At 69.9% G+C, this 22,797-nt stretch carries 21 protein-coding genes; 11 read left to right on the forward strand and 10 right to left on the reverse strand.

Annotation, left to right across the window (positions count from 1 at the left end; all coding sequences use genetic code 11):
* Nucleotide 1: 1 nt before the first annotated feature.
* Both QTH86_RS08875 and QTH86_RS08880 read right to left on the reverse strand, forming a co-directional pair.
* Nucleotides 2-871 (reverse strand): HTD2 family dehydratase, encoded by an 870-nt coding sequence (locus QTH86_RS08875; RefSeq protein WP_444813654.1) that lies wholly within the window; start codon nt 869-871, stop codon nt 2-4.
* A gap of 5 nt (nt 872-876) precedes the next feature.
* The gene (locus tag QTH86_RS08880; protein ID WP_286645040.1) at nt 877-1,854 is read right to left on the reverse strand and encodes a tripartite tricarboxylate transporter substrate binding protein; all 978 of its coding nucleotides are present in this window, start codon (nt 1,852-1,854) and stop codon (nt 877-879) included.
* 109 nt (nt 1,855-1,963) lie between these two features.
* Here QTH86_RS08880 and QTH86_RS08885 point away from each other — a divergent pair, with 109 nt between their 5' ends.
* Complete coding sequence (locus QTH86_RS08885) at nt 1,964-2,872, forward strand: LysR substrate-binding domain-containing protein (RefSeq protein ID WP_286645039.1); 909 nt, start codon at nt 1,964-1,966, stop codon at nt 2,870-2,872.
* A gap of 37 nt (nt 2,873-2,909) precedes the next feature.
* Here the strand turns inward: QTH86_RS08885 and QTH86_RS08890 are convergent, their stop codons facing one another.
* Both QTH86_RS08890 and phnD read right to left on the reverse strand, forming a co-directional pair.
* On the reverse strand, nt 2,910-3,956 hold the full coding sequence (locus tag QTH86_RS08890) for a phosphate/phosphite/phosphonate ABC transporter substrate-binding protein (protein ID WP_286645038.1): 1,047 nt from the start codon (nt 3,954-3,956) through the stop codon (nt 2,910-2,912).
* Between the two features lie 22 nt (nt 3,957-3,978).
* The gene (gene phnD / locus QTH86_RS08895; RefSeq protein ID WP_286645037.1) at nt 3,979-5,037 is read right to left on the reverse strand and encodes a phosphate/phosphite/phosphonate ABC transporter substrate-binding protein; all 1,059 of its coding nucleotides are present in this window, start codon (nt 5,035-5,037) and stop codon (nt 3,979-3,981) included.
* Between the two features lie 126 nt (nt 5,038-5,163).
* Between phnD and QTH86_RS08900 the strand changes: the two genes are divergently transcribed.
* The 7 genes from QTH86_RS08900 to QTH86_RS08930 all read left to right on the forward strand — a co-directional run bounded on the left by QTH86_RS08900 (nt 5,164) and on the right by QTH86_RS08930 (nt 13,104).
* Complete coding sequence (locus tag QTH86_RS08900; protein ID WP_286645036.1) at nt 5,164-7,083, forward strand: ATP-binding response regulator; 1,920 nt, start codon at nt 5,164-5,166, stop codon at nt 7,081-7,083.
* A 192-nt stretch (nt 7,084-7,275) separates the two neighbouring features.
* A complete protein-coding gene (locus tag QTH86_RS08905; RefSeq protein WP_286645035.1) occupies nt 7,276-8,154 on the forward strand; it encodes an ABC transporter substrate binding protein in 879 nt (292 codons plus the stop codon).
* The gene (locus QTH86_RS08910) at nt 8,151-10,145 is read left to right on the forward strand and encodes an ATP-binding response regulator (protein ID WP_286645034.1); all 1,995 of its coding nucleotides are present in this window, start codon (nt 8,151-8,153) and stop codon (nt 10,143-10,145) included. Before QTH86_RS08905 ends, QTH86_RS08910 begins: the two co-directional genes overlap by 4 nt.
* A 55-nt stretch (nt 10,146-10,200) precedes the next feature.
* Nucleotides 10,201-10,779, forward strand: a complete 579-nt coding sequence (locus QTH86_RS08915) for a nucleotidyltransferase family protein (protein ID WP_286645033.1) — start codon at nt 10,201-10,203, stop codon at nt 10,777-10,779.
* A gap of 84 nt (nt 10,780-10,863) precedes the next feature.
* On the forward strand, nt 10,864-11,568 hold the full coding sequence (locus QTH86_RS08920; RefSeq protein WP_286645032.1) for a glutathione S-transferase N-terminal domain-containing protein: 705 nt from the start codon (nt 10,864-10,866) through the stop codon (nt 11,566-11,568).
* 108 nt (nt 11,569-11,676) lie between these two features.
* Nucleotides 11,677-12,765, forward strand: coding sequence for a hypothetical protein (locus QTH86_RS08925; protein WP_286645031.1), 1,089 nt, complete (start codon nt 11,677-11,679; stop codon nt 12,763-12,765).
* An 87-nt stretch (nt 12,766-12,852) separates the two neighbouring features.
* Nucleotides 12,853-13,104 (forward strand): hypothetical protein, encoded by a 252-nt coding sequence (locus QTH86_RS08930; protein ID WP_286645030.1) that lies wholly within the window; start codon nt 12,853-12,855, stop codon nt 13,102-13,104.
* Nucleotides 13,105-13,152: 48 nt separating this feature from the next.
* Here the strand turns inward: QTH86_RS08930 and katE are convergent, their stop codons facing one another.
* Both katE and QTH86_RS08940 read right to left on the reverse strand, forming a co-directional pair.
* Nucleotides 13,153-15,333: a catalase HPII gene (katE, locus tag QTH86_RS08935; protein ID WP_286645029.1), complete on the reverse strand. Its 2,181-nt coding sequence runs from the start codon at nt 15,331-15,333 to the stop codon at nt 13,153-13,155.
* Nucleotides 15,334-15,386: 53 nt separating this feature from the next.
* On the reverse strand, nt 15,387-15,533 hold the full coding sequence (locus QTH86_RS08940; RefSeq protein WP_286645028.1) for a hypothetical protein: 147 nt from the start codon (nt 15,531-15,533) through the stop codon (nt 15,387-15,389).
* 320 nt (nt 15,534-15,853) lie between these two features.
* On the opposite strand from QTH86_RS08940, the gene QTH86_RS08945 reads away from it, so the two are divergent.
* On the forward strand, nt 15,854-16,675 hold the full coding sequence (locus tag QTH86_RS08945; RefSeq protein WP_286645027.1) for a transglutaminase-like domain-containing protein: 822 nt from the start codon (nt 15,854-15,856) through the stop codon (nt 16,673-16,675).
* A gap of 6 nt (nt 16,676-16,681) precedes the next feature.
* Here QTH86_RS08945 and ligD read toward each other — a convergent pair whose 3' ends face one another.
* The 3 genes from ligD to QTH86_RS08960 form a co-directional block, all read right to left on the reverse strand.
* Nucleotides 16,682-19,228 carry a DNA ligase D gene (ligD, locus tag QTH86_RS08950; protein ID WP_286645026.1) on the reverse strand — a complete coding sequence of 849 codons (2,547 nt, stop codon included), beginning with the start codon at nt 19,226-19,228 and terminating at the stop codon, nt 16,682-16,684.
* Between the two features lie 13 nt (nt 19,229-19,241).
* Nucleotides 19,242-20,231: a non-homologous end joining protein Ku gene (ku, locus tag QTH86_RS08955; protein WP_286645025.1), complete on the reverse strand. Its 990-nt coding sequence runs from the start codon at nt 20,229-20,231 to the stop codon at nt 19,242-19,244.
* Nucleotides 20,232-20,322: 91 nt separating this feature from the next.
* Nucleotides 20,323-21,279, reverse strand: a complete 957-nt coding sequence (locus QTH86_RS08960; RefSeq protein WP_286645024.1) for a M14 family metallopeptidase — start codon at nt 21,277-21,279, stop codon at nt 20,323-20,325.
* An 87-nt stretch (nt 21,280-21,366) separates the two neighbouring features.
* Between QTH86_RS08960 and QTH86_RS08965 the strand changes: the two genes are divergently transcribed.
* Nucleotides 21,367-21,645, forward strand: coding sequence for a hypothetical protein (locus tag QTH86_RS08965; RefSeq protein ID WP_286645023.1), 279 nt, complete (start codon nt 21,367-21,369; stop codon nt 21,643-21,645).
* Here the strand turns inward: QTH86_RS08965 and rpe are convergent.
* Complete coding sequence (gene rpe / locus QTH86_RS08970) at nt 21,635-22,336, reverse strand: ribulose-phosphate 3-epimerase (RefSeq protein WP_286645022.1); 702 nt, start codon at nt 22,334-22,336, stop codon at nt 21,635-21,637. The genes QTH86_RS08965 and rpe overlap by 11 nt on opposite strands.
* Nucleotides 22,337-22,384: 48 nt before the next feature.
* On the opposite strand from rpe, the gene apaG reads away from it, so the two are divergent.
* Nucleotides 22,385-22,780 (forward strand): Co2+/Mg2+ efflux facilitator ApaG/CorD, encoded by a 396-nt coding sequence (apaG, locus tag QTH86_RS08975; protein WP_286645021.1) that lies wholly within the window; start codon nt 22,385-22,387, stop codon nt 22,778-22,780.
* The last annotated feature ends 17 nt before the right edge of the window (nt 22,781-22,797 follow it).

The raw sequence follows: 22,797 nt of genomic DNA on the forward strand, positions 1-22,797 counted from the left end.
GTCAATCGTGGAGGGTGGCGCTCGCCTGCATCGTGAGCCAGCCGTCGGCGTCCTCGCCCCACAGGCGGAAGGCCTTGCCGTCGGCGTCGGGCCGGCCGTGCAGGCTGAAGCGGGCGATGTCGAAGGTGGGCCGCAGCGCGCGGAATTCGAAGCGCGAGAGCGTCGCGCCGGGCCGCTGGCGGCGCAGCAGGTCGACCAGCAGCGTGGCGATCAGCGGGCCGTGCACGATCAGGCCCGGATAGCCCTCGACCTCGGTCACGTAGCGCCGGTCGTAGTGGATGCGGTGGCCGTTGAAGGTGAGCGCGGAGTAGCGGAACAGCAGCACGTCGTCGGGCACGATCTCACGGCTGAAAGCGGCATCGCCCGGTGCGGACGTGGGCGACGGCGGCACCTCGTCGGGTGCAGCAGCGGCCCGGTAGACGATGTCGTGCTCCTCCGTCAGCGCCAGGCCGCGCGCGTTGCACACCTCGTGGCGCACCAGCACGAAGACCAGCTCGCCGGTGCGGCCGACCTTGTGCGTCACCGAGACGATCGTCGAGGTGCGCGTCGCCGCCTCGCCCACCCGCAACGGATTGGCCGGCTCCCACGCGAGGCGCCCGCCGGCCCACATGCGGCGCGGCAGCGGCACCGGCGGCAGGAAGCCGCCGCGCTTCGCATGGCCGTCCGCACCGATCTCCGACTGGCGGTGGTGCGGCAGGAAATAGAGCCAGTGCCAGAGCTCGGGCAGCCGCGTGCCGGCGGCAGGCGCCGCATCGTCGCGGTCGAGCGTGGCCGACAGCGCGCGCACGGGGGCGGCGGTGATGTCGTCGTGCAGCGTCTCGCTGCGGCCTTGCCACGCCTGCAGCGCGGCGATGTCGTCGGGGGTCAGCATGGCCATCAGTCCACCGCCGCGCCGGACGACTTCACGATGCGCGCCCACTTCGCGAGGTCGGTCTGCAGCAGCGCGGCGAACTGTTCGGGCGTGGTCGGCGCCGCGATCTCGACGCCCTGCTGCTCGAGCTTCTCGCGCAGGTCGGGCATGGCGAGCGCCTTGCGCGTGCCGTCCTGCAAGGTGGTCTGCACATCGGCCGGCAGTCCTGCGGGCGCGAACAGGCCGATCCAGAGCGTGCCGTTGTAGCCCGGCACCGACTCGGCGATGGGCGGCACATCGGGCAGCGATGGCGAGCGCTTCTCGCCGCTGACGGCCAGCGCGCGCAGCTTGCCGCTCCTGATGTGCGGCAGCGCCGACGGGAGGCTGGCGAACACGATCGGCAGCTGGCCGCCGAGCACGTCGTTGATGGCCGGCGCCACGCCCTTGTAGGGCACGTGCTGCAGCTGGATGCCGGCCATGTTGTTGAGCATCTCGCCCAGCAGGTGGTTGAGCGTGCCGTTGCCGGCCGAGGCGTACTGGTAGTTGGCGTCCTTGCGCTTGGCCAGTGCGAGGAACTCGTTGAGCGTCTTCGCCGGGAACGCCGGGTTGACCAGCAGCACGTTGGGCACCGCACCGATCAGGCCGACCGGCCGGAAGTCCTTCACCGGGTCGAAGCCGGGGTTCTTGTAGAGCGCCGGGTTGATGGCCTGGCTGCTGCTGATCGTCATGAGCAGCGTGTAGCCGTCCTTCGGCGCCTTGGCCACCAGTTGCGTGCCGATGTTGCCGCCCGCACCGGGCCGGTTGTCGACGACCACGCTGGCGTTCATCACCTCGCCCAGCTTCTGTCCAACCAGCCGGCCGACGATGTCGTTGGTGCCGCCGGCGGCCTGCGGCACGACCAGCGTGACGGGGCGCGACGGGTAGGCGGCCTGGGCCGTGGCCGGGGCGGCTTGCAGCAGGCTGGCGCTGACGGCCAGACCCAGCGCGAGGGCGCGAAGTTGCATGTGTTTGTCTCCTGAATGCTTTGCATGGTGGCCGCTGCGATGGCGCGGCGCAATCTGCGAATTCGGAACCGAGTCTTCGGAGATTCCGAAGGCTCGACTACGATGCCGCATGCACTTCGACATGAACGACCTGCGGCTGTACGTCGCCACGGCCGAGCTGGGCAACCTCACGCGGGCGGCCGAACGGCAGCACCTGTCGCTGGCCGCGGCGAGCGCGCGCATCAAGGCGCTGGAAGCGCAGTGCGGCCTGCCGCTGCTCACGCGAGAGGCGCGCGGCGTCAGGCTGCTGCCGCAGGGCGAGGCCTTCCTGCACCACGCGCGGCTGATGCTCAACCAGACCGATCGCCTGCGCGACGAACTGCTGGCCTACGGCGGCGGGTTGCGCGGCCATCTGCGGGTGTTCGCCAACACCACGGCGGTGACCGACTTTCTGCCCGAGCTGCTGCCCGCCTTTCTTGCCGCCCACCCGCGCATCAACGTCGACCTTCAGGAAAAACCGAATGCTCAGATCCCGCGCGGCGTGCTGGAGGGACGGGCCGACATCGGCATCGTCGCCGGCGATGTGGACACGCTGGGCCTGGAGGCGATCCACTTCAGCACCGACCGGCTGGTGCTCGCCACCTCACGCAAGCACCGCTTCGCGCGGCGTCGGCGCATCGCCTTCGCCGAGACGCTGGACGAAGACGCGGTCGGCATGCAGCCAGGCAGCACGCTGCAGGCCTTCCTGGCGCAGATCACCGAACATCTCGGCCGCCGCCAGAAGCTGCGCATCCAGCTCGCGAGCTTCGACGCCATGTGCCGGATGATCGGCAGCGGCGTCGGCATCGGCGTGGTGCCCGAGTCGGCCGTGCGCCGCAACCAGCAGAGCATGCAGCTGGCGCTGATCGAGCTGAGCGACGCCTGGAGCGTGCGCGAGCGCTACCTGCTGATGCGCGATCGCGCGAGCCTGCCCATCTATGCGGCTGCGCTGGTCGATGCACTGTGTGCGCACTATGCGCAGCCGGCCGTTCATCCGTGACCGCCTGAATGCATCGCGACCGGGGCCGCTCGGCGCATCACTTCCCCGCAGCCACCGCCCCGCCTTCGCCTTTGAGCAGCGCGACCTGCCGCGCATAGGTCTGCTCGATGAGCTGCAGCCTTGCCTGCTTCGCGGCGTCGCTCACCCAGGAAGCATTCATGGCGCGTTGCCAGGCCAGCTGGTATTCCAGCTCGGCGGCGGGCAGCAGCGCGGTGTCGTCCTCGGCTTCGTAGCCGAGCGAGGCGTGCAGCGACTTGAGCACGACGCGCTCGGCATCGCCACGCGGCCCGCTGGCGCGGCCATAGCCGGCGAGAAAGGCCTGGAGCCGCCGATGGAGTTCGGGGGGGGCGTCTCGTCGCAGGACGATCTGCGCTTGCGGCGTGGGGGCCGATGTCCAGATCACCTGCAACCGTGCGGCCTCGACCGGGAACTGCTCGCGAAAGCGTTCCAGGTCGGTGGTGTTGTTGGTCGCCACGTCGGCATCGCCATTGGCCACGGCCAGCGCCGTGGCCTGATGCGTGTCGACCAGCTCGCTGCGGAACGCCGTCTCGATGGCGATCCGGTTCGGCAGGAACAGCTCCACCTGCGGCAGGATGAAGCCGGAGACCGAACGGCTGTCCCCGCGGGCCAGTCGCCAGCGGCCGGGGTTCCCCAGCAGGTCGGCCAGGTTGGTGAGTGCGCCATCCTTGCGCACCAGCAGGACCGCGCGATGGTCCGCATCGCCCCCATGCCGCCGCACCTCCGCCAGCACGCGCATGCGCCCCTGCGTGACCGCGTCGAGCGCCATCTTGGCGGTGAGCATGGCGATGTCGACCTCGTCGCGCTGGAGCGCCTGGCCGAGCGATTCGTACGATGTGACCGAGAACCCCGTGACCGGCCGTCCGATGGCGCGGCCCATGTCGGCCAGCAGCGGCGCCCACCGGTCGCGCGACTCGACCGCGCCCCCGAAGGGCAGGATGCCAAAGCGCAGCGGGGTCGGCGACGACGCCACCGGCCGCGCACCGCCTTGCGCCCACGCGGCGCCGGCCCACGCCAGCGACAACGCGCACGCGCATCGGCACAGCGCGATGCGCCGGGTCGGCATGGTGTGACGCGAGGCCGGGCGGCTAGCGCTCGGCACGCAAGGCTTCCCGCTGCTCGGCATAGCTGCTCTCGATGCGCTGCAGGCGCGCCTGCTTGGCCGCCTCGTTGACCCACTGCGCGGTGTTCGCGTTCTGCTTGGCCAGCTGGTAGGCCAGCGTCGCCGCGGGCAGCAGCGAGCTGTTGTCGGCGGCGACGAAGCCGGCGAGGTCGTGAAGGGCCTTGAGGTAGCCACGTTCGGTGTCGCCGCGCGGCCCGGCGCTGCGCGCGTAGTCGACCAGGAAGGCCTGCACCTTGCGCCGGAACTCGGGTGGGTCGTCGCGCCGCACCACGATCTGCGCATGCGGAATGATGTCCGACTCCCAGATCACCTGCAGGCGCGCGGCCTCCGCCGGGAACTGCAACCGGAAGCGTTCGAAATCGGCCGAGTTGTTGGTGGCGACGTCGGCCTCGCCGTTGGCCACGGCCAGGGCGGTGAATTGGTGCGTACCCACCACCTCGCTCAGGAAGCGGGTTTCCATCGCGATGTGGTTGGGCAGGAAGAGCTGAAGCTGCGGCACGATGAAACCCGAGACCGAGCGGCTCTCGCCCCGCGCCAGGCGCCAGCGCTCAGGCTCGGCCAGCAGTCCCTTGAGCGTGGTGAAGGGGCCGGTCTTGCGCGTGAGCAGCAGCGCACGGTAGCCCGGCAAGCCATCGTGCCGCGTGACCTGCGCCACCACACGCATGCCGCGCTGGGTGACGGCATCGAGCGCCATGCGCCCCGACAGGAAGGCCATGTCGACCTCGTTGCGCTGGATCGCCTGCTCCAGCGCCTCGTACGAGGTGACCGACAGCACCCGGATCGGCCGCCCGACGGCGCGGCTGAGATCGGCCAGCACCGGGTCCCAGTCGTTGCGCGATTCGAAGGCGCCGCCCAGCGGCAGGATCCCGAAGCGCAGCGGCACCGGTGCCGCACTGCCACCCTGCGCCCAGGCGCCGGCCTGACACGCCACCGCCAGCAGTACGGTAGCGAGCGCGCGCCACACCGCTTGCGAACCGTCGCGGCGGCCCCCAGAGGTCGTGAAGCGGAGGGAATCTGCAGACATCGGACGGGAAGACGGGGTCCGCCAAACGGCGGACTGGTCAATGCAGAGTGTCAGGAACACAATTAGAAACCAACTCTGCGCCAGTTTTGTGACCTTTTTCACTGCGTCATGGCCGCCGTTCATCCATTGAACACGGAAACCGCCCCGGACAGCGCGCACCCGCCGCCCTGGCATTGGCGCGTCCTGCATTGCCTGGCGCACCTGTCGCTGGCGCAGCAGCTGATCCTGCTGGCGGTGCTGCCGGCCACCGTCGCGACGCTGGCCGCGATCGCCGTGCTCACGCGCCAGCACCTGGACAACGTGACCGAACTGATGCGCGCCAATGCCCAGACGGTGGCGCTGCAGGTGGCCACCGTGGCCCAGGGGCCCCTGGTGCACATGGACCGCCGGGCGCTGCTGCGCATCGCCCAGTCGGGCACTTACCAGCCCCACGTGCAGCAGGTGCAGATCTGGTCCGACGACGGCGAGATCGTCGCCAATTCCGAGACCACCGACCGCGCCCGCGCCGAGGGGCTGCAGGTGGTGGTGCCGGTCCCGGCCGAGGACGGCCGCCGTGCCGGGCAGGTGATGGTCGAGATCAGCCTGGACGCGGTGGAGCGTGCCCGGCGTTCGGTCGGCATCAACGTGATCCTGGTGCTGGCGGCGGCGCTGTTCGGTGTGGGCCTGTCCGGCTGGTGGGCCGCCAGGCGCATCAGCGCGCCCATCGGCGCGCTGGGCGAAGCGGTCGACCGCCTGGGCGCGGGCGAGGAAGCGAGCGTGGCGGTCGAGGGCACGGCCGAGGTACGGCGCCTGCAGAGCGGCTTCAACCAGGCGGCCGGCGCGCTGGCCGAGAGCCGGCGCCTGCTGGAAAGCCGCATTGCGGATGCCATCGCCGAGCTCGCGCACAAGAACCAGCAACTCGAGGTGGCGAGCCAGGCCAAGACGCGCCTCCTGGCTGCGGCCAGCCACGACCTGCGCCAGCCGCTGCACGCGCTCACGCTGTTTTCCGACGGCCTGGCCAACGGCGAAACCGATCCGGTGCGGCTGCAGCGCATCGGCCACATCCGCGAATGCGTGGAATCGCTCGACCGGCTCTTCTCCGAACTGCTCGATCTGTCGCAGCTCGACGCCGGCGTGCTGCAGCCGCAGTGGTCGGACTTTCCGCTCGACCGGCTGTTCGACGAGATCAGCCGCAACTTCCGCGCGGTGGCCGAGGCGCAGAACCTGCGGCTGGTGGTGCGCAAGACCGACGTGTGGGTGCGCTGCGACTACGTGATGCTCTCGCGCATCCTCAACAACCTGGTGTCGAATTCGCTGCGCCACACCCACGAAGGCGGCGTGCTGATCGGCGCGCGCCTGCGCGGCAACGGCGTGCGCATCGACGTGGCCGACACCGGCGTGGGCATCGCGGCGCAGCACCAGTCGCGGGTGTTCGAGGAGTTCTTCCAGATCGATGCGCACAACCGGTCTGGCGAGCGCGGCGGCCGCGGCATGGGCCTGGGCCTGGCCACGGTGCAGCGGCTCGCGGGCTTGCTCAACACCTGCGTCGAGCTCAGTTCGCGGCCGGGTCGCGGCACCTGCGTACGCGTGCTGGTGCGCCGCATCGCACCGGTCCTCACGCCACCGGTGATCGCGACGCCCGGCCTCGTCGACGAGGCCGGGCCGTGCCTGGAGGGCGTGCGCGTGCTGGTCATCGACGACGAGCGCACCATCCTCGAGGGCCTGCAGGTCGCGCTGTCGAGCTGGGGAGCCGAGGTGATGGCGGCGCAGAGCCGGGCCGAGGCGCTGGCGCTGGCCGACACCTGGACCCAGCCGCCGGACGTGGTGGTGAGCGACCTGCTGCTGCAAGGTGGCGACAACGGGCTGGACGTGCTGGCTGCGTTGCAGCGCCATCCGCGCGGCATCGGGGCCACCACCGCGCGCCTGCTGGTGACCGGCGAGACCAAGCCCGACCGCCTGCGCGAAGTGGCGGCCTCGGGCGTGGCCGTGCTTTACAAGCCGGTCTCGCCCCGGGTGCTGCGCCAGGCGATGCACGCACAGCTGGCCCGGGCGCGGCAGAACCTCTAGGGGCTGGGCCCGTGCCGGCCACCCACCACCGGCTATGCCGTTCGCGCTAGGCCGATCGGCCGACCGTCTGTGAACAGCATCACAGTACGGACCGGTGCCGGGGGCGGACATAAGCCCTCTGCCTTATCGCGCCGCAAGAGACGGCTCCGTACATTGGGCAGTCCCTTCTTCGCTGCGCATGCAGTCCCCTTCGTGACCCTTCTTCTCCCCTGCCTTCGCGCGCTGCGCGTGGCCCTGTGGTGCCTGGGGCCAATGTGTGCCGTGCTGTTCGCCCACCACGCGACGGCGGTCGGCCTCACGGTGCTGCTGGCCGACGACTCGGCGCCGCACGCCGAGTTCGCGCGCCAGATGCGCGCCACGATCGACGATGCACCCGTCACCATCGCCGTCGGCATGGCGGCGGCACGCGCGGCCATCGCCCGGCCGGGCGTCGAGCCGCTGCTGCTGGCGATGCTGACCCAGCTCGACTACGAAAGCCTGCGCGGCGACCCCGGCCTGCTGCGGGCCGACCGCCGCGTCGGCGTGCTGCTGCGCGACCCGGCAATGGCCGACCAGCTGGCGCTGATCGACGCGGTGCTGCCGCAGAAGCGGCGCCTCGGTGTGGTCGCCACGGTCGAATCCGCGCCGCTGGTGCGCGAGCTCGAACGCGCCGCCGCAGGCTGGGACCTGAAGGTGCAGTACGCCCCCGACCCGACAGCGCTGGCGGCCGCGCTGCGCCTGGTGGTGGCCCGCAGCGACGCGCTGATGGTGCTGCCCGACCGCATCGGCGACAGCCAGGCCGCAACGCTCGCCGTGCTGCACGCCGGCGCCGGCGCCACGCTGCCGGTGTTCGGCGCGAGCGACGGGCTGGTGCGCTCCGGCGGGCTCGCGGCAGCGGTGTCGACGCCGACCCAGTTGGCCACGCAGGCGCGCGCCATCGTGCAGAAGCTCCAGCGCGGCGCCGGGGGCGTCGTGCTGGTGGAGGCGGCGACGCCGGCGACCGTGCGGGTCAACATCACGGTGGCGCGCGGGCTGGGCCTGCGCCTGCCCGACGAACGCGAACTGACCGAACGGGTGACGGCACCGCGATGATGCGCACCAGCAGCCGCCTCCTGCCACCGGTGCGAGTGCCCTTGCACGCGATGGTCGACAGTCCGTCCGAACGCGCCTCGCTGCCCGACACCGTGCGCCCGCTGCAGGTGCGCGGCAGCCTTCGGCGCGACCTGCTGCGCCTGGGCATCGGCCCGTGCGCCGTGCTGGCCGTGGCGCTGACGGCGTGGTTCACGCATGGACGCCTGGCAACGCTCGACGCCGCCTTCGACGCGGAAGGCCAGGCCGTGGCGCAGCAGGTGGCGGCGATGTCCGACCTGAGCCTCTACGCCGGCGACCTGCCCGCCCTGCAAAACGTGGCCAACGCCGCACTGCGCGGCAGCCAGGTGGCGCGCATCGAGATCAGCAACAGCGCCGGCGTGTATGTCACGGCCGGTCCACCGGCCGCGACCGCCGGCACCGCGCTGCGGGTGTTCACCGCGCCGGTCACGCTGCGCGAGGCCTCGCGGGCCAGTGCCTTCGCGCCGGCCGGCTCCACCGCCGGCGCCACGCCCATCGGCCTGGTGCAGGCCTTCCGCGACTCGACCGCGCATGCACGGGAACGCACCCGATCGCTGATGGCCGGCATCGGCATCGCGCTGATCGCGTTGCTGGCGGCCTGGGCGGCCGTGCGGCACATGGCCCGCGCCGTGGCCCAGCCGCTGCGCCGCATCTCGCGCACCGTGGCTGCGCTGGAAGCCGGGCACTTCGAGGCGCGTTGCGACGTGGTGGGCGAGCCGATCCCTGTGACGTCCGCTGCGGGCCAGCACGAACTCGCTGCGCTGGCCGGCGACATCAACCGGCTGGCCGAGCGGCTGCAGCACAACCAGCAGGTCAGCGAAGAACGCGTGCGCGAAGCCACGGCCGTCGCGCTGCAGCGCATGGCCGAAGCCGAGCAGGCCGCCCTGTCGCGCGCCCGCTTCCTTGCCGCCGCCAGCCACGACCTGCGCCAGCCGCTGCATGCGATGGGCCTCTTCATCGACGGCCTGCTCCCGAGCGCGAGCGAGGCGCAGCGCCCCGCCGTGCTGCGGCTGCAGGAAGGCACCGCCTTCATGGGTGTGCTGCTCGACGACCTGCTGGAGATCTCGCGCCTCGATGCGCAGGTGCTCACGCCGGCCATCTCCGCACTGTCGCTCGCAGCGCTGTTCGACCCGGTCGCCGCGCAGCACGCCGCCGCAGCGACCGAAGCACAGGTGCGGCTGATCTGGGACGACCGCGGCCTGGCCGTGCGCAGCGACGCGGCACTGCTGCAGCGCATCGTCAGCAACCTCGTGAGCAATGCGATCCGCCATGCACCGCCCGGCGGCACCGTGCTGGTGACGGCGCGCCGACGGGCCGGCGGCGTGCGCATCGAGGTGCGCGACAACGGCGTGGGTATCGCGCCCATCCACCAGGCGCGGATCTTCGAAGAGTTCTACCAGGTGGCCAACACCGAACGCGACCGCCGCCAGGGCTTCGGCCTCGGCCTGGCGATCTGCGCGCGCATCGCGGCCCTGCTGGGCACGCGCATCACGCTGCGCTCGGGGCTGCAGGCCGGCAGCACCTTCGCGCTGCTCTTGCCCGAAGTCCCGCTCGCCCATGTCGCGCCGCCCGCGCCCGAACCGGCGGCGCCGGCCCCCATGGCGGGCCTGCGCTGCCTGGTGGTCGACGACGACCCGGCCATCCTCGACGGCAGCCGCGCGCTGCTCACGCAGTGGGGCTGCCATGTCGACACGGCCGACTCGGTGGCCGCCGCCATCGCCTGCCTCGACATGCCCGGCGTGGCCTACGACGCCGTGCTGTGCGACCTGCAGCTCGCCGACGAGGACGACGGCATGGCCGTCATCGACGCCGCGCGCCAGCTGCAGCCGGACGCGCTCTCGGTGCTGGTCTCGGGCGCCACCGGCCCCGAGGTGCTGCGCCGCATCCGCCACGGCGGCGTGACGCTGCTGACCAAGCCGGTCGCACCGGCCAAGTTGCGGGCGTTGCTGTCGACAAGGCGGCGGGTGGGGTAAGCACCGTGAGGGCAGGGGCGGCGGCGCGCGCTCGCGCGAGGCACACTCTGCCGCCATGTCTTTCGATTCCGACGACTTCCTGGCCATGGCCCGGCGCAACCCCGTCAACGTCGCGTTGCTGGCGCGGCTGCGCGCGCTCGCCCTCCCCCAGTGCCACCTGACGGCCGGCTGCCTGTTCCAGGCCGTGTGGAACCTGCGCACGGGCCGTGCGGCGGACGCCGGCGTCAAGGACTACGACGTCTTCTACTTCGACGACAGCGACCTGTCGTGGGAGGCGGAAGACGCCGCGATCCGGCGCGTGCAGGCAGCGACCGCCGACCTGGGCGTGACGGTCGAGGTCAGGAACCAGGCGCGGGTGCACCGATGGTATGCGGCGCGTTTCGGTGCGGCCTACCCGGCACTGCGCTCGGCGCGCGACGGGATCGACCGCTACCTCGTGGCCTGCACCTGCGTCGGCATCGACGTCGCCGATGGGGCGCTGTACGTGCCCGACAGCCTGCAGGACCTGGCCGACGGCATTCTGCGGATCAACCCGCGTCATGCGCTGCCCGACCTGTTCCGCGCCAAGGCCGCGAGCTACCAGGCGCGTTGGCCGTGGCTCCAGGTCATCGCGCCCGATGCGGCACCAGCTTGAAGGACGGACGGCAGAATTCACCGTTCCGACCGGCGCCGTTGCATTCGACGCTCGACGCCACACCCCGTTTTCCCAAGGACATCCATGACCGATCTCTCCGCCTTCCCCATCACCCGGAAGTGGCCTGCGCAAGACCCCGACCGTCTCCAGCTCTACTCGCTGCCCACGCCCAACGGCGTGAAGGTGTCGATCCTGCTGGAAGAACTGGGCCTGCCCTACGAACCGCACCTGGTGAGCTTCGAGACGCAGGACCAGATGTCGCCGGCCTTCCTGTCGCTCAACCCGAACAACAAGATCCCGGCCATCCTCGATCCGCACGGGCCGGGCGGCCAGCCGCTGGCGCTGTTCGAATCGGGTGCCATCCTGGTGTACCTGGCTGAGAAGACGGGCCGCTTCATCCCGCAGGACGCAGCCGGCCGCTACGAATGCCTGCAGTGGGTGATGTTCCAGATGGGCGGCATCGGTCCGATGTTCGGCCAGCTCGGCTTCTTCCACAAGTTCGCCGGCAAGGACTACGAGGACAAGCGTCCGCGCGACCGCTACGTGGCCGAGTCCAAGCGCCTGCTCGGCGTGCTCGACAAGCACCTGGCCGGACGCGACTGGATGATGGGCGCGGACTATTCGATCGCCGACATCGCGATCTTCCCGTGGGTGCGCAACCTGGTGGGCTTCTACGACGCGCGTGAGCTGGTGGGATTCGATGACTTCCCCCATGTCGCACGCGTGCTCGCCGCCTTTGTCGCGCGCCCGGCGGTGGCGCGCGGGCTGCTGATTCCCAAGCGCGGCTAGGGCCTGTTCTGTGCGCCTTGGCCTACACGGCAAAGCGCGAACCGCTAGCAATTTAGTTCGCATGCGGCGGGCACGCTTGCCGCTTCTGATTGCTTTCGTTGTATGTCCATGCGCCCATCCCGTTGTTTTCCCCCCGCGTCGATCGCGCGGCCGCTCCCCCTGTATGCCGTGCTGATCGGCACGCTGCTCGGCCTGGGCGGTTGCGGTGGAGGCGGCGGTGGTGGCGGGGGAGACAGCCCAGCCGCTGCTTCGCCCGTGGCGCCCACGGTCGAAGCCACCGTCCAGTCGTCGGTCGACGAACTTCCCTCATCCAGCTATCCCGCAGGCTCGGGCGAGCTTGCCGCGTGGACCTATGTCCAGGCGGCACGCACGCAATGCGGCTTCGGTGCGCTCGAACAGAACACCCGGCTCGACGCAGCCTCGCGTGCCCACGGCAACTACCTGCTGGCCGAAGGCAGCGACGGCAGGTATGCCACCGGCCACGACGAAGCCAACGTCAACAACCCGTTCTATACCGGCGCGCTGGCGACCGACCGCGCCCAGTTCGCGGGCTATGGCCCCTCCGTCGTCGAGCTCCTGACCGCATCGACCGAGACCTACGTCTCGGCCAACCCCATGCCCCAGCCGACGGCAGCAGAGCGCGGCGAGCGCGACATGCGTTCGCTGCTCAACTCGGTCGCGCACCTGCGCGGCGCGATGGTGGCCGCGCGCGTCGGCGGGCTGGCAGCGGTCACGAAGGAAGAACGGAAGATCGGGTCGGACGGCCTGACGACGCTCGTGGTCAACCAGCGTCTGGGTGTGCTCCTGGGCCGCCAGGAAACGCTTCCGCTGCTCGGTGCCGGCAAGGTGGCGAGCTACCCCTGCGAGGGCAGCGTCGACATCGACTACGCCTTTGCGCCGGCGACCGAGGAACCCAACCCCTTCCCGCGGATCACCGACCCCACCGTGCAGATGGGGCCGCCGATCTACCTGCGCGCCGACGAGGGCGCCGAGCTCCACGTCACGAGCTACACGCTCAAGGACAGTGCGGGCACCGTCGTGCCCGTTCGGACCAATGCGGTGCCGCAGAGCGGCCATGAGTTCTTCATGGTCCCGCGGGGCCAACTGACGCCCGACGCGCGCTACAGCGTCGACCTTCAGGGCACGGCGAACGGCGCGAACTTTCACCAGCGCTTCGACTTCCGAACGCGCTCCTGAGGCGCGCGGCCCGTCGCGGCGCCGACTGACAACGCGCCTCGGCCTGCGGTGCAAAGATCAGGGATCGTTCACATCCCCGGAGCATCCATGAAGAAGATTCTTTTCGCCACGATCACCTCGCTCGCGTTGCTGGGCGGCGCCCACGCACAGGTCGGCAAGGCCGCCTCGGAGGCGACCGACGCGGCCAAGCACAAGATCGACGAGAAACGCGCGGACAACGAAGCGAAAAAGAGCGGCCCCGTGGGCAAGGCCGTCAACAACGTGAAGTCCGGCTACCACAAGAACCGCGCGCAGAACTCGGGCGAAAAGGCCAAGAAGGCGCTGAAGAACGCGGGGTGATTTGGCTCTCCCCGACGCGCACCGCGCGGTGCGCATCGGGACGAGGCCTCAGGCCGGCACGGCGTCGATGTTCGCGCGATCCCAGTGCCGATGCTTGGCGATGGCTGCGATGAAAGCCGTGGCGATGTCCGTCGCCGCGGTCGTGTCGCCGAGGTTCGTGACCGGCGTGTCGGCCACCACCACCCCCGCGGGCGCGGACGCCGGGTCGGGGCTCACGCCCACCAGCGACAATAGCGCCACGCCCTCGCCCACCGCGCAGATGGCCTTGCAGTGCTTGAAGGCCTCCAGGGCGAAGTGCAGCGCCTCGCCGTTCTGGCGCAGCGCCGCCGCACCGTCCTTGCCGGCCGGGATCAGCACCGCGTCGAACATGATCGAGGGCATGGCCGCGAAGGTCGCGTCGACCTCGATCTGTCGCTTCGACGCGCTCGCCACGGTCCCCAGGCGCGGCCCGATGACCTTGCATTGCGCACCGGCCGCTTCGAGCGCCTCGCGGATCGGCTTGAGCGAGGCCGAATCGACGCCGTCAGCGGCGAGGATTGCGATCTTGCGCGTCTTGACGGAACCGTCGCCCGTGTCGGCCATGCGCAGTGCGGGCGACTCTTCGATGGCCAAGGCCATGCGGTGGTCGCGAAAGCCCGGCCGTCCCGCCGCCGCCCTGGCGTCGGGCGCACCGATGCCCAGCGGCTCAGCCACGCGGCGTGCCAGCTTCTCGTCGACGTGCGCCAGGTTGTCGACCATGCGCTGGCGGATCGCGGGCACCTCGAGCTTCGACAGCTCGAAGCGGAAGGCCGCGACGATGTGTTCCTTCTCGGCCATGGTCTGGCTGTTGAAGAACAGGCGCGCCTGCGTGAAGTGGTCGTCGAAGGACGCACTGCGGCGGCGGATCTTCGGCGTCTCGATCTCTTCGGGGAAGGACTGGAAACCCCCGCTTTCGCCGTCGACCCGGTACTCCGCACCGCTGCCCAGCGTGTTCGGTTCGTAGGCGACCTGACCGCGCGCGATGGTCTGGCGGTGCATGCCGTCGCGCTGGAAGTTGTGGAAAGGGCACACCGCCTTGTTGATCGGCAGCTCGTGGAAGTTCGCCCCACCGAGGCGCGAGATCTGCGTGTCGGTGTACGAAAAGAGCCGCCCCTGCAACAGCGGGTCGTTGCTGAAGTCGATGCCCGGCACCACGTGGCCGGGATGGAAGGCCACCTGCTCCGTCTCGGCGAAGAAGTTGTCGGGGTTGCGGTCGAGCACCAGCCGGCCGATGCGCTGCACCGGCACCAGCTCCTCGGGGATCAGCTTGGTCGGGTCGAGCAGGTCGAAGCCGAGCGAATGCTCCTTGTCCTGCGGGATCATCTGCACGCCCAGTTCCCATTCAGGGAAGTCGCCGTTCTCGATGGCTTCCCACAGGTCGCGGCGGTGAAAGTCCGGGTCCTTGCCGGCGATCTTCTGGGCCTCGTCCCAGGCCAGGCCGTGGATGCCCAGCTTGGGCTTCCAGTGGAACTTGACGAAGTGCGACTCGCCGCGCGCGTTGACGAAGCGGAAGGTGTGGACGCCGAAGCCTTCCATCATCCGGTAGCTGCGCGGGATGGCGCGGTCGCTCATGGCCCACATCAGCATGTGGGTGCTCTCGGGCATCAGTGACGCGAAGTCCCAGAAGGTGTCGTGCGCGCTCGCGGCCTGCGGCATCTCGTGATGCGGCTCGGGCTTCACGGCATGGATCAGGTCGGGGAATTTCATCGCGTCCTGGATGAAGAACACCGGGATGTTGTTGCCCACCAGGTCGTAGTTGCCCTGCTGCGTGTAGAACTTGACCGCGAAGCCGCGCACGTCGCGCACCGTGTCGGCCGACCCGCGGGAGCCGGCGACGGTCGAGAAGCGCACGAAAACGGGCGTCTTCTGCGCCGGGTCCTGCAGGAAGTCGGCGCAGCTGAACTGCGACATCGACTTGTAGACCTGGAAATAGCCGTGCGCAGCCGCCCCGCGTGCGTGCACCGCGCGCTCGGGAATGCGCTCGTGGTCGAAATGGGTGATCTTCTCGCGAAGGATGAAGTCCTCGAGCAGCGTCGGCCCGCGCACGCCTGCCTTCAACGAGTTGTGGTTGTCCGGGATGTGCAGGCCCTGATTCGTGGTCAGTTGCGACGTGGTCTCCTGAGTAAAGCCCGCCAGCTGCAGTTGCTTGCTGTTCGGGCCGTCGCTGGCCTTCGGGCGGCGTCCGGCCGCTGCCCTGTTACGTGGGGTCATTCTTGTCCTTGGAATCGATCGGTAAAACGGTGCCCCGCGGACACCGGGGAAGCTCAGCTCGTCTCGGTGTCCAGGTACATGTCCAGCGCATTCACCAGCCCCACGAGGCCGACGACACTCGCCACCGCAGCCACGGTCCAGAGCAGAACCCCGTCCACGAGGGGGCTGTTCAGCAAATTGACCAGGGGGGAGAGATCCATGGTGGCCTTCGGGAAGATGGGATGGGCAATGGCGTGGCCGATGTCGTCGGCCAGCTGCGCCTGTCTTTCGGGTGCCCAGAGAGGCTAGGGTGTCTCCGACCCCCACGCCGTAGTGGTCGCGCGCTCGCGCTTGTGGGAGGGCGTGGCCGATCCCGGTAGGAGCGGGCCGACGCATCAGCCTCGGCCTACGCGCGCTTGCGGCGCGCTGACGCGCCCGCGTCGCCGATGCGGGCCTAGGATCGGCGCACCGCCCGCACCTTCGACGACACCGGGCACCGAACCTGCTTTACCTCTCCACCTCACTCTTGCGAAGCGACGCCATGCTCATCCAGATCGGTTATGACATCGAAATCGGCGTCACCGCGCCCACCGCGCTCATCTACATGCTTCGCGTGCACCCGTCACGCAGCGGCGACATCCACGGCGGCGAGAACATCACCATCAGCCCGCCGCTGCAGACGGACCACTACCAGGACAGCTTCGACAACTTCTGCGCCCGCGTGCACGTGCCTTACGGCGTGAACAGCGTTCGGCTGCGCAACAACGCCGTCGTCTACGACAGCGGTTGGCCCGATCCGGTCGACTACGGCGCCATCGAGCACGCCGCCGCCGATCTGCCGGTTTCCACACTCGCCTTCGTCCTGCCGAGCCGGTACTGCGAGGTCGACAGCGAACTGCTGGCCTTCGCCTGGTCGCAGTTCGGCAATGTCACGCCGGGCTGGCACCGGGTGCAAGCCATCTGCGATTTCGTGCACAACCACCTGCGTTTCGACTACCAGCAGGCCCGCGCGACACGCACCGCCCTCGAAGGGTTTCGCGAGCGGGTGGGCGTGTGCCGCGACTTCACGCACCTGGCGATCACGCTGTGCCGCTGCATGAACATCCCGGCGCGCTACGTCACCGGCTACCTGGGCGACATCGGGATCCCGCCCGTGCCCTACCCGATGGACTTCAGCGCCTGGTTCGAGGTCTACCTGGGCGACCGCTGGCACACCTTCGACGCGCGCCACAACACGCCCCGCATCGGCCGCATCGTGATCGCGCGTGGGCGCGACGCGGCGGACGTGCCGATCACGATGGTGTTCGGTGCCAACACGCTGAACCACTTCGAGGTGGTGACGAACGAGGTGACGAACGTCTGAGCAGGCTCAGTCGCCTGCGGGCGTGAAGTCGACCCGCTTCATCGGGTTGGCCAGACCTTTGCGCCCCTTCTCCCAGTCGCTCCAGGGCTTGTTGCCGACGGTGAAGCGTCCAGGTGCGGTCTGCAAGGTCCAGTGCGCACCCGAGTTGAGCGACGGGAGTTCGTCCCACGCCACCGGCACCGACACGCCCAGCCCCGGGCGGGCGCGCACCGACCAGGCGCTCACCGTGGTCGCGCCGAAGCCGTTGCGCAGGTAGTCCACGAAGATCTTGCCCACGCGGTTGCGCGGGCCGCTCTTGGCGACGAAGCGCTCGGGAATGGTCTGCGCCAGGTGCTGCACCACCGCCTGCGAGAAGCCCTTGACGTCGTCCCAGCCGTAGTGGCGGCGGATCGGCACCAGCACGTGCAGCCCCTTGCCGCCGCTGGTCTTGAGGAAGCCGACCAGGCCCAGTTCGTCGAGCAACGTGCGCATCAGCAGCGCCGCCTCCTGCATGTGCGCCCAGTCGACGCCCTCGCCCGGGTCGAGGTCGAAGGTCATGCGGTCGGGGCGATCGATCGCGCTAGAGGTCGCGTTCCAGGTGTGCAGCTCCACCACGTTCATCTGCGCGGCCGAGACCAGGCCCTGCGCACGGTCGATCTGGAGCAGCGGGTCATGGTCGCGGTCGAGCGACGGGTCGAGCAGCGTGATGCCGGGCATGTCGGTGCCCTTGGCATGCTTCTGGAAGAACAGCTCGCCGCCAATGCCCTCGGGCGCGCGCACCAGCGACACTGGTCGGCCCTTGAGGTGCGGCAGGATGAGTTCGGTCGCCTGCACGTAGTACTCGACCAGTTCGCCCTTGGTGACGCCGCTGTTGGTGTCGATCACGCGGTCGGCGTTCGTGATGCGGGGCGTGGCCGTCGAGCTGGTTTTCTTCATGGAAGTCTTCTTTCGAACAACCGAGGCCTTGGCCGCGTGGCCCACGGCCACCGCCTTCTCGCGGGTGACCTCCCGCGCCGGCTTGTCGGTGCGCAGCCCCTGGAACACGCTGTGGCGCACGCGGTTCTCGCGCGTCCATTCGCCGAAGCTCACCTCCGCGACGAGCTTCGGCTGGACCCATTGCGCCTTCACCGAACGCGGCACGCCGGCATCGCCTTCGACGAAGGGCGAGCGGTCGGTGGCCAGCTTGTCCAGGCGCGCCTTGATGTCCGCCAGGCGGCTGCCGTCGAAGCCGGTGCCCACGTTGCCGCAGTAGTGCAGCGCGCCCTGGTCGTCGTGCACGCCCAGCAGCAAGGCGCCGAAGCCGGCCCGCGAACCCTTGGGTGCCGTGTAGCCGCCGATCACGAACTCCTGCCGCTGGTGGCTCTTGAGCTTGATCCAGTCCGACGAGCGGCGCGACACGTAGGCCGACCCCTTGCGCTTGCCGATCAGGCCTTCGAAGCCCAGGGCGCTGACGGAAGCCAGCAGGTCACGCGGCGGCGCATCGAAGGTTTCGCTGAAGCGCAGCCGCGGCGCCAGATCGTCCGTCAGCAAGGCGGCCAGGCGTTCGCGCCGCGCCTCGACCGGCTGCTCGCGCAGGTCCTCGCCGTCGAGGAAGGGCAGGTCGAAGATCCAGTAGACGATCGACGCAGTCGCATGACGTTCGAAGGCGTTCTGCAGGGCCTGGAAGTCGGGCGCGTCCTTCTCGCCCTGCACCACGATCTCGCCGTCGAGCCAGGCCGATGTCATGTCGAGCTGCGCCAGCGCGCCGGCCAATTCGGGCAGCTTGTCGGTCCAGTCGTGGCCGTTGCGGGTGAAGCAGCGCACGCGGCCCTTGTCGATGTGCGTGAGGAGCCGGTAGCCGTCGAACTTGAGTTCCCAGAGCCAATCGTCGGTGGCGCCCGGCGGCGATGTGGCGAGGGTGGCGAGCTGCGGCGCGAAGGTCGCCGGAAGCGCGACAGCGCGGGTGGACGGCTTGCGCGCTGCGGGCTTTCGGGTGGCTGTCTTTGCCGATGGCTTCTTCGCCGCCCTGGGCGCATCGACGGAGGCGCCGGAGATCACGCTGTCCGGCAGCGCCTCGGTCACGTCGTAGTCGTCGAGCGCGCGTGCCTCGGCGTCCTTTTCCTTGATCAGCAGCCAGGGTTCCTGCTTCTCGCCCTTGCCGCGCATGCGCACCAGCGTCCAGTGGCCGCGCAGCTTCTCGCCGCGCAGCTCGAACTTGAGCTTGCCGGCCGCGAGCGCCTGGCGCGCATCACCCTCGGGCCGCCATTCGCCGCGATCCCAGACGATCACGGTGCCGGCGCCGTATTGGCCGGGCGGGATGGTACCTTCGAAGCCGCCGTAGGAAATCGGATGGTCCTCGACATGCACCGCCATGCGCTTGACCTGCGGATCGAGGCAGGGTCCCTTCGGCACGGCCCAGCTCACCAAGGTGCCGTCCAACTCGAGCCGGAAGTCGTAGTGCAGGTGGCTCGCGTGGTGCTTCTGGACCACGAAGGTCAGCACGCCCTTGCCGGGCATTCCACCGCTGTGCGGCTCCGGCGTCTTGGCGAAGTCGCGCTTGCGGTGGTAGGGGGCGAGTGCCTCGCGTGCGCCCATGGTGCGGCCCGCCTCAGGCGGCGCGGCGCTTCGCGGGCGCCTTGGCCGGGGCCTTCGAAGCCGCCTTGCGTGCGGGCGTCTTCCGGGCCTTGGCGCTCGACTTGGCCGCAGGCTTGGACTTCTTGGCACTGGCTGGCGCCTCGTCGTCCTCCGCCGCATCCGAGCCCTTCGCCGCCTTGCCGCCCTTGCGCAGACTGCGCTGCAGCAGCTCGGTGAGGTCGATGATCTTGGCGCCGCCGCTGCTGCCGCCCTCTTCCGACGGCTCGGGCTGGGTCACGGACTCGGTGTCGCCGGCCGCGACCTTCTGGTCGACCAGCCGCATGATCTCGTCCTTGAACGAATCCTTGAATTCGTCCGGGTCCCACTCCGAACTCATGTCCTCGACCAGTTCGCCGGCCATCTTGAGCTCGCGCTCCGACAGGCCCGCGGCCTTGGCGCCTTCGGCGGGCAGCGGCAGGTCTTTCCACGGGCGGATGTCCGCGCCCCAGCGCAGCAGGTTCAGCACCAGCCCGGGGCCGGAGGGCACCAGCACGGCGAGGTGCTGCTTGGTCTGGATCACGACGCGGGCCACGCCCACGCGGCCGGTGCGCTGCAGCGTCTCGCGCAGCAGCGCATAGACCTTCGCGCCGCGGTTGATCGGCGCGACGTAGTAGGGCCGCTCGAGGTAGACGAAGGGAATGCTGTCGGCCGGAACGAAGGTTTCGATCTCGACGGTCTGCGTGGTCCGCGGATAGGCGGCGGCGATCTCGGCGTCGGTGAGTACCACGTACTGCCCGTCTTCATAGGCGATGCCCTTGACGATCTGCTCGCGCGCGATTTCCTTGCCGGTCTTCTTGTTGACACGCTTGTAGCCGACCGGGTCCATGGTCCGCTTGTCGAGCCAGTCGAAGTCGATGCTGTGGTCGGTCGTGGCCGAATAGAGCGCGACCGGGATGTGCACCAGGCCGAAGCTGATGGCGCCCTTCCACAGGACGCGGGGGGCGGGTGAATGCGAAGCGGGCATGCGGAATCCTCCAGTCTTCGACACTACGTCGCCCTGCTTCGGGTCGATGTAGGAACGCCGCCTCGGCGGCCGTCGGCTTAGGAGCAGGCGCCTAAAGCCGCCGGTCGCTCTCCACCGCGAAGTAGAACCACTCCGCACCCGGCTGCGCCTCGGTGTTCGGGAAGATCACGAAGCCATCGCGTTCGGCGTGCAGCACGCGGCCGTCGGCGCGTACGGCGATGGGCTCGCCCTTGGCCACCGGGTCGAAGGTGGCCCATTCGCGCACGAACTGGTCGTCGTCGTCGTCGCGGTCGGTCACGCTGACCAGGCGCAGCAGCGCGGGTTGCGGCGGTGCGACGGCTTCGCCCGCCACCATGCCCAGCAGGCGCAGCGCCGAGTGGATGGCTGCGTGCGCCACGTCGGGCGCGGCCGGGTCGGCATGCTGGCCGCATTCGAGCGTCACGCCGTAGCCGCCGCGGCTGCGCATGTACTCGTTGGTGCCCCAGCCGAAGGCCAGCGCCGCGTCGTCGGCCGGTGCGCCGCCCGCGCGCTGCGCCAGGCCGGCGGCGTAGATGTCGAGCCAGCCTTCGACCACGCGCGGCGTGCCGATGTGCAGCGCCAGCCGGCCCTCTTCGGCAGCGCGTGCGAAGGGTTCGAGCATGCCGGCGTTGTCGCGCGGGCCGATCATCGCGAAGGCCTCGCCCGCGCTCTGGAAGGAATGCAGGTCGAGCAGCACCTCGTGGCGGTCGAGCAGCGGGCACAGCAGGTTGGTGATGCGCGCCTCGTAGTCGGCCGGCGCCGCGCTCGGGCGGAACGAGCGGTTGAGGTTGCGCTCGCCCTCGCGCTGCATCAGCCGCCGCGCCAGCGGATTGGCCACCGGCACCAGCGTGAGCTGGCCGCGCAGCAAGGTCAGCGCACCGCTGTCGAGTTCGGCGACGGCGCGCTCGATGCCGACGGTGCCGCAGGTCTCGTTGCCGTGTACGCCCCCCAGCACGATGAGCCGCGGGCCGGGCTCGGTGGACGCGAAACTGTGGATGCGCAGGGTGTCGTGAATCGGTGTATCGGCCATCGCCGACGATCCTACAGGGGCCGGCCCGGCGGTCCTACCGGGCTTTTCCGCAGCGCATGGCACAAGAAGGAACTACAGGAGCAAGCCATGGCCACCACCCCCCACAACAAAGACAACCAGCCGCGCGACACCGACGCCGTGCGCCCCGAGCAGGACGGCAAGACCAAGGTCGAGCAAGGCGGCGAGTCGGCGCCGAAGCTGCCGCACGAACGCGACGAATCGTCCGGCAGTCAGCAAAACCAGGACGGCTCCGCAGCGGCGACCGAACTCGGCAAGCGGGCCCACGACGATGTGGAGCGCGGCGTGGTCGACACCAGCCGCGGGGAAGAGACCGACCGCGTCTACAACGACAAGGTCAAGCCTTGACGGCGACCGTGCCGAGGTTGGCGCGCATCGCGGAGACGACGCTGGCGTAGTCCTTCGCGTTGAAGATCGCGCTGCCCGCCACGAAGGTGTCGGCACCGGCGGACGCCACGCGGGCGATGTTGTCGGCCTTGATGCCGCCGTCGACCTCGAGGCGGATGTCCCGCCCGCTCTGCTCGATGCGCTTGCGTGCCTGCTCGATCTTTCGCAGCGCCGAATCGATGAAGCTCTGGCCGCCGAAGCCCGGGTTCACGCTCATGATCAGGATCAGGTCGATGTCGTCGATCGCCCAGTCGAGCGCTTCGAGCCCGGCGCCGGGGTTGAACACCAACCCTGGCTTGCAGCCTGCGGCGCGGATCGCCTGGATGCTGCGGTGCACATGGGGCGATGCGTCCGGATGGAAGCTGATGTAGTCGGCGCCGGCCTGCGCGAAGGCGGCGGCCAGCGCGTCGACCGGCTGGATCATCAGGTGCACGTCGATCGGCACCAGCGTGCCGTCGGCCTTCTTGGCGTGCGGCTTGAGGGCTTGGCAGACCATCGGGCCGAAGGTGAGGTTCGGCACGTAGTGGTTGTCCATGACGTCGAAATGGATCCAGTCGGCGCCGGCGGCGATCACGTCGGTCACCTCGGCGCCCAGGCGCGCGAAGTCGGCGGAGAGGATGGAGGGCGCGATGCGGTAGGTGGGGCTGCTCATGGCGGCCATTGTCGCAGCGCGGCCGGGCGCAGCCGTTACCATCCCCGCATGTCCCAGCCCGCCATGCACATCGCCGTCGAGCCGCGATACCTCGCCGACCAGTCCTCCCCGGAGGACCACGTCTACACCTTTGCCTACACCATCACCGTGACCAACACGGGCAAGGTGCCGGCGCAGCTGATCGCGCGCCACTGGCTCATCAACGACGTCTCGGGCCACGCGCAGGAGGTCAAGGGCCTCGGCGTGATCGGCCAGCAGCCCCTGCTGGCGCCGGGCGAATCCTTCCGCTACACCAGCGGATGCCGCCTGCAGGCGCCCAGCGGCACCATGCACGGCAGCTATTTCTTCGTGAGCGAGGCGGGCGACCGCTTCGACGTGCCCGTCCCCATGTTCCTGCTGGAAGCCGACGCCCCGGGCGCCCCCGCTTCGCGCGTGCTGCACTGACGCTCGCGCTCTCGCAC

It is taken from the genome of Variovorax sp. J2L1-78 (assembly GCF_030317205.1).
Taxonomy (GTDB): Bacteria; Pseudomonadota; Gammaproteobacteria; order Burkholderiales; family Burkholderiaceae_C; genus Variovorax; species Variovorax arabinosiphilus.

Bases quoted from the DNA above. Each gene is read 5' to 3' on its own strand.
- QTH86_RS08875 (WP_444813654.1), bottom strand. From the start codon at position 871: ATGCTGACCCCCGACGACATCGCCGCGCTGCAGGCGTGGCAAGGCCGC.
- QTH86_RS08885 (WP_286645039.1), top strand. From the start codon at position 1,964: ATGCACTTCGACATGAACGACCTGCGGCTGTACGTCGCCACGGCCGAG.
- QTH86_RS08880 (WP_286645040.1), bottom strand. From the start codon at position 1,854: ATGCAACTTCGCGCCCTCGCGCTGGGTCTGGCCGTCAGCGCCAGCCTG.
- rpe (WP_286645022.1), bottom strand. From the start codon at position 22,336: ATGAGCAGCCCCACCTACCGCATCGCGCCCTCCATCCTCTCCGCCGAC.
- katE (WP_286645029.1), bottom strand. From the start codon at position 15,333: ATGACCCCACGTAACAGGGCAGCGGCCGGACGCCGCCCGAAGGCCAGC.
- QTH86_RS08945 (WP_286645027.1), top strand. From the start codon at position 15,854: ATGCTCATCCAGATCGGTTATGACATCGAAATCGGCGTCACCGCGCCC.
- QTH86_RS08910 (WP_286645034.1), top strand. From the start codon at position 8,151: ATGATGCGCACCAGCAGCCGCCTCCTGCCACCGGTGCGAGTGCCCTTG.
- QTH86_RS08940 (WP_286645028.1), bottom strand. From the start codon at position 15,533: ATGGATCTCTCCCCCCTGGTCAATTTGCTGAACAGCCCCCTCGTGGAC.
- QTH86_RS08915 (WP_286645033.1), top strand. From the start codon at position 10,201: ATGTCTTTCGATTCCGACGACTTCCTGGCCATGGCCCGGCGCAACCCC.
- QTH86_RS08890 (WP_286645038.1), bottom strand. From the start codon at position 3,956: ATGCCGACCCGGCGCATCGCGCTGTGCCGATGCGCGTGCGCGTTGTCG.
- QTH86_RS08920 (WP_286645032.1), top strand. From the start codon at position 10,864: ATGACCGATCTCTCCGCCTTCCCCATCACCCGGAAGTGGCCTGCGCAA.
- phnD (WP_286645037.1), bottom strand. From the start codon at position 5,037: ATGTCTGCAGATTCCCTCCGCTTCACGACCTCTGGGGGCCGCCGCGAC.
- QTH86_RS08930 (WP_286645030.1), top strand. From the start codon at position 12,853: ATGAAGAAGATTCTTTTCGCCACGATCACCTCGCTCGCGTTGCTGGGC.
- ku (WP_286645025.1), bottom strand. From the start codon at position 20,231: ATGCCCGCTTCGCATTCACCCGCCCCCCGCGTCCTGTGGAAGGGCGCC.
- apaG (WP_286645021.1), top strand. From the start codon at position 22,385: ATGTCCCAGCCCGCCATGCACATCGCCGTCGAGCCGCGATACCTCGCC.
- ligD (WP_286645026.1), bottom strand. From the start codon at position 19,228: ATGGGCGCACGCGAGGCACTCGCCCCCTACCACCGCAAGCGCGACTTC.
- QTH86_RS08965 (WP_286645023.1), top strand. From the start codon at position 21,367: ATGGCCACCACCCCCCACAACAAAGACAACCAGCCGCGCGACACCGAC.
- QTH86_RS08925 (WP_286645031.1), top strand. From the start codon at position 11,677: ATGCGCCCATCCCGTTGTTTTCCCCCCGCGTCGATCGCGCGGCCGCTC.
- QTH86_RS08960 (WP_286645024.1), bottom strand. From the start codon at position 21,279: ATGGCCGATACACCGATTCACGACACCCTGCGCATCCACAGTTTCGCG.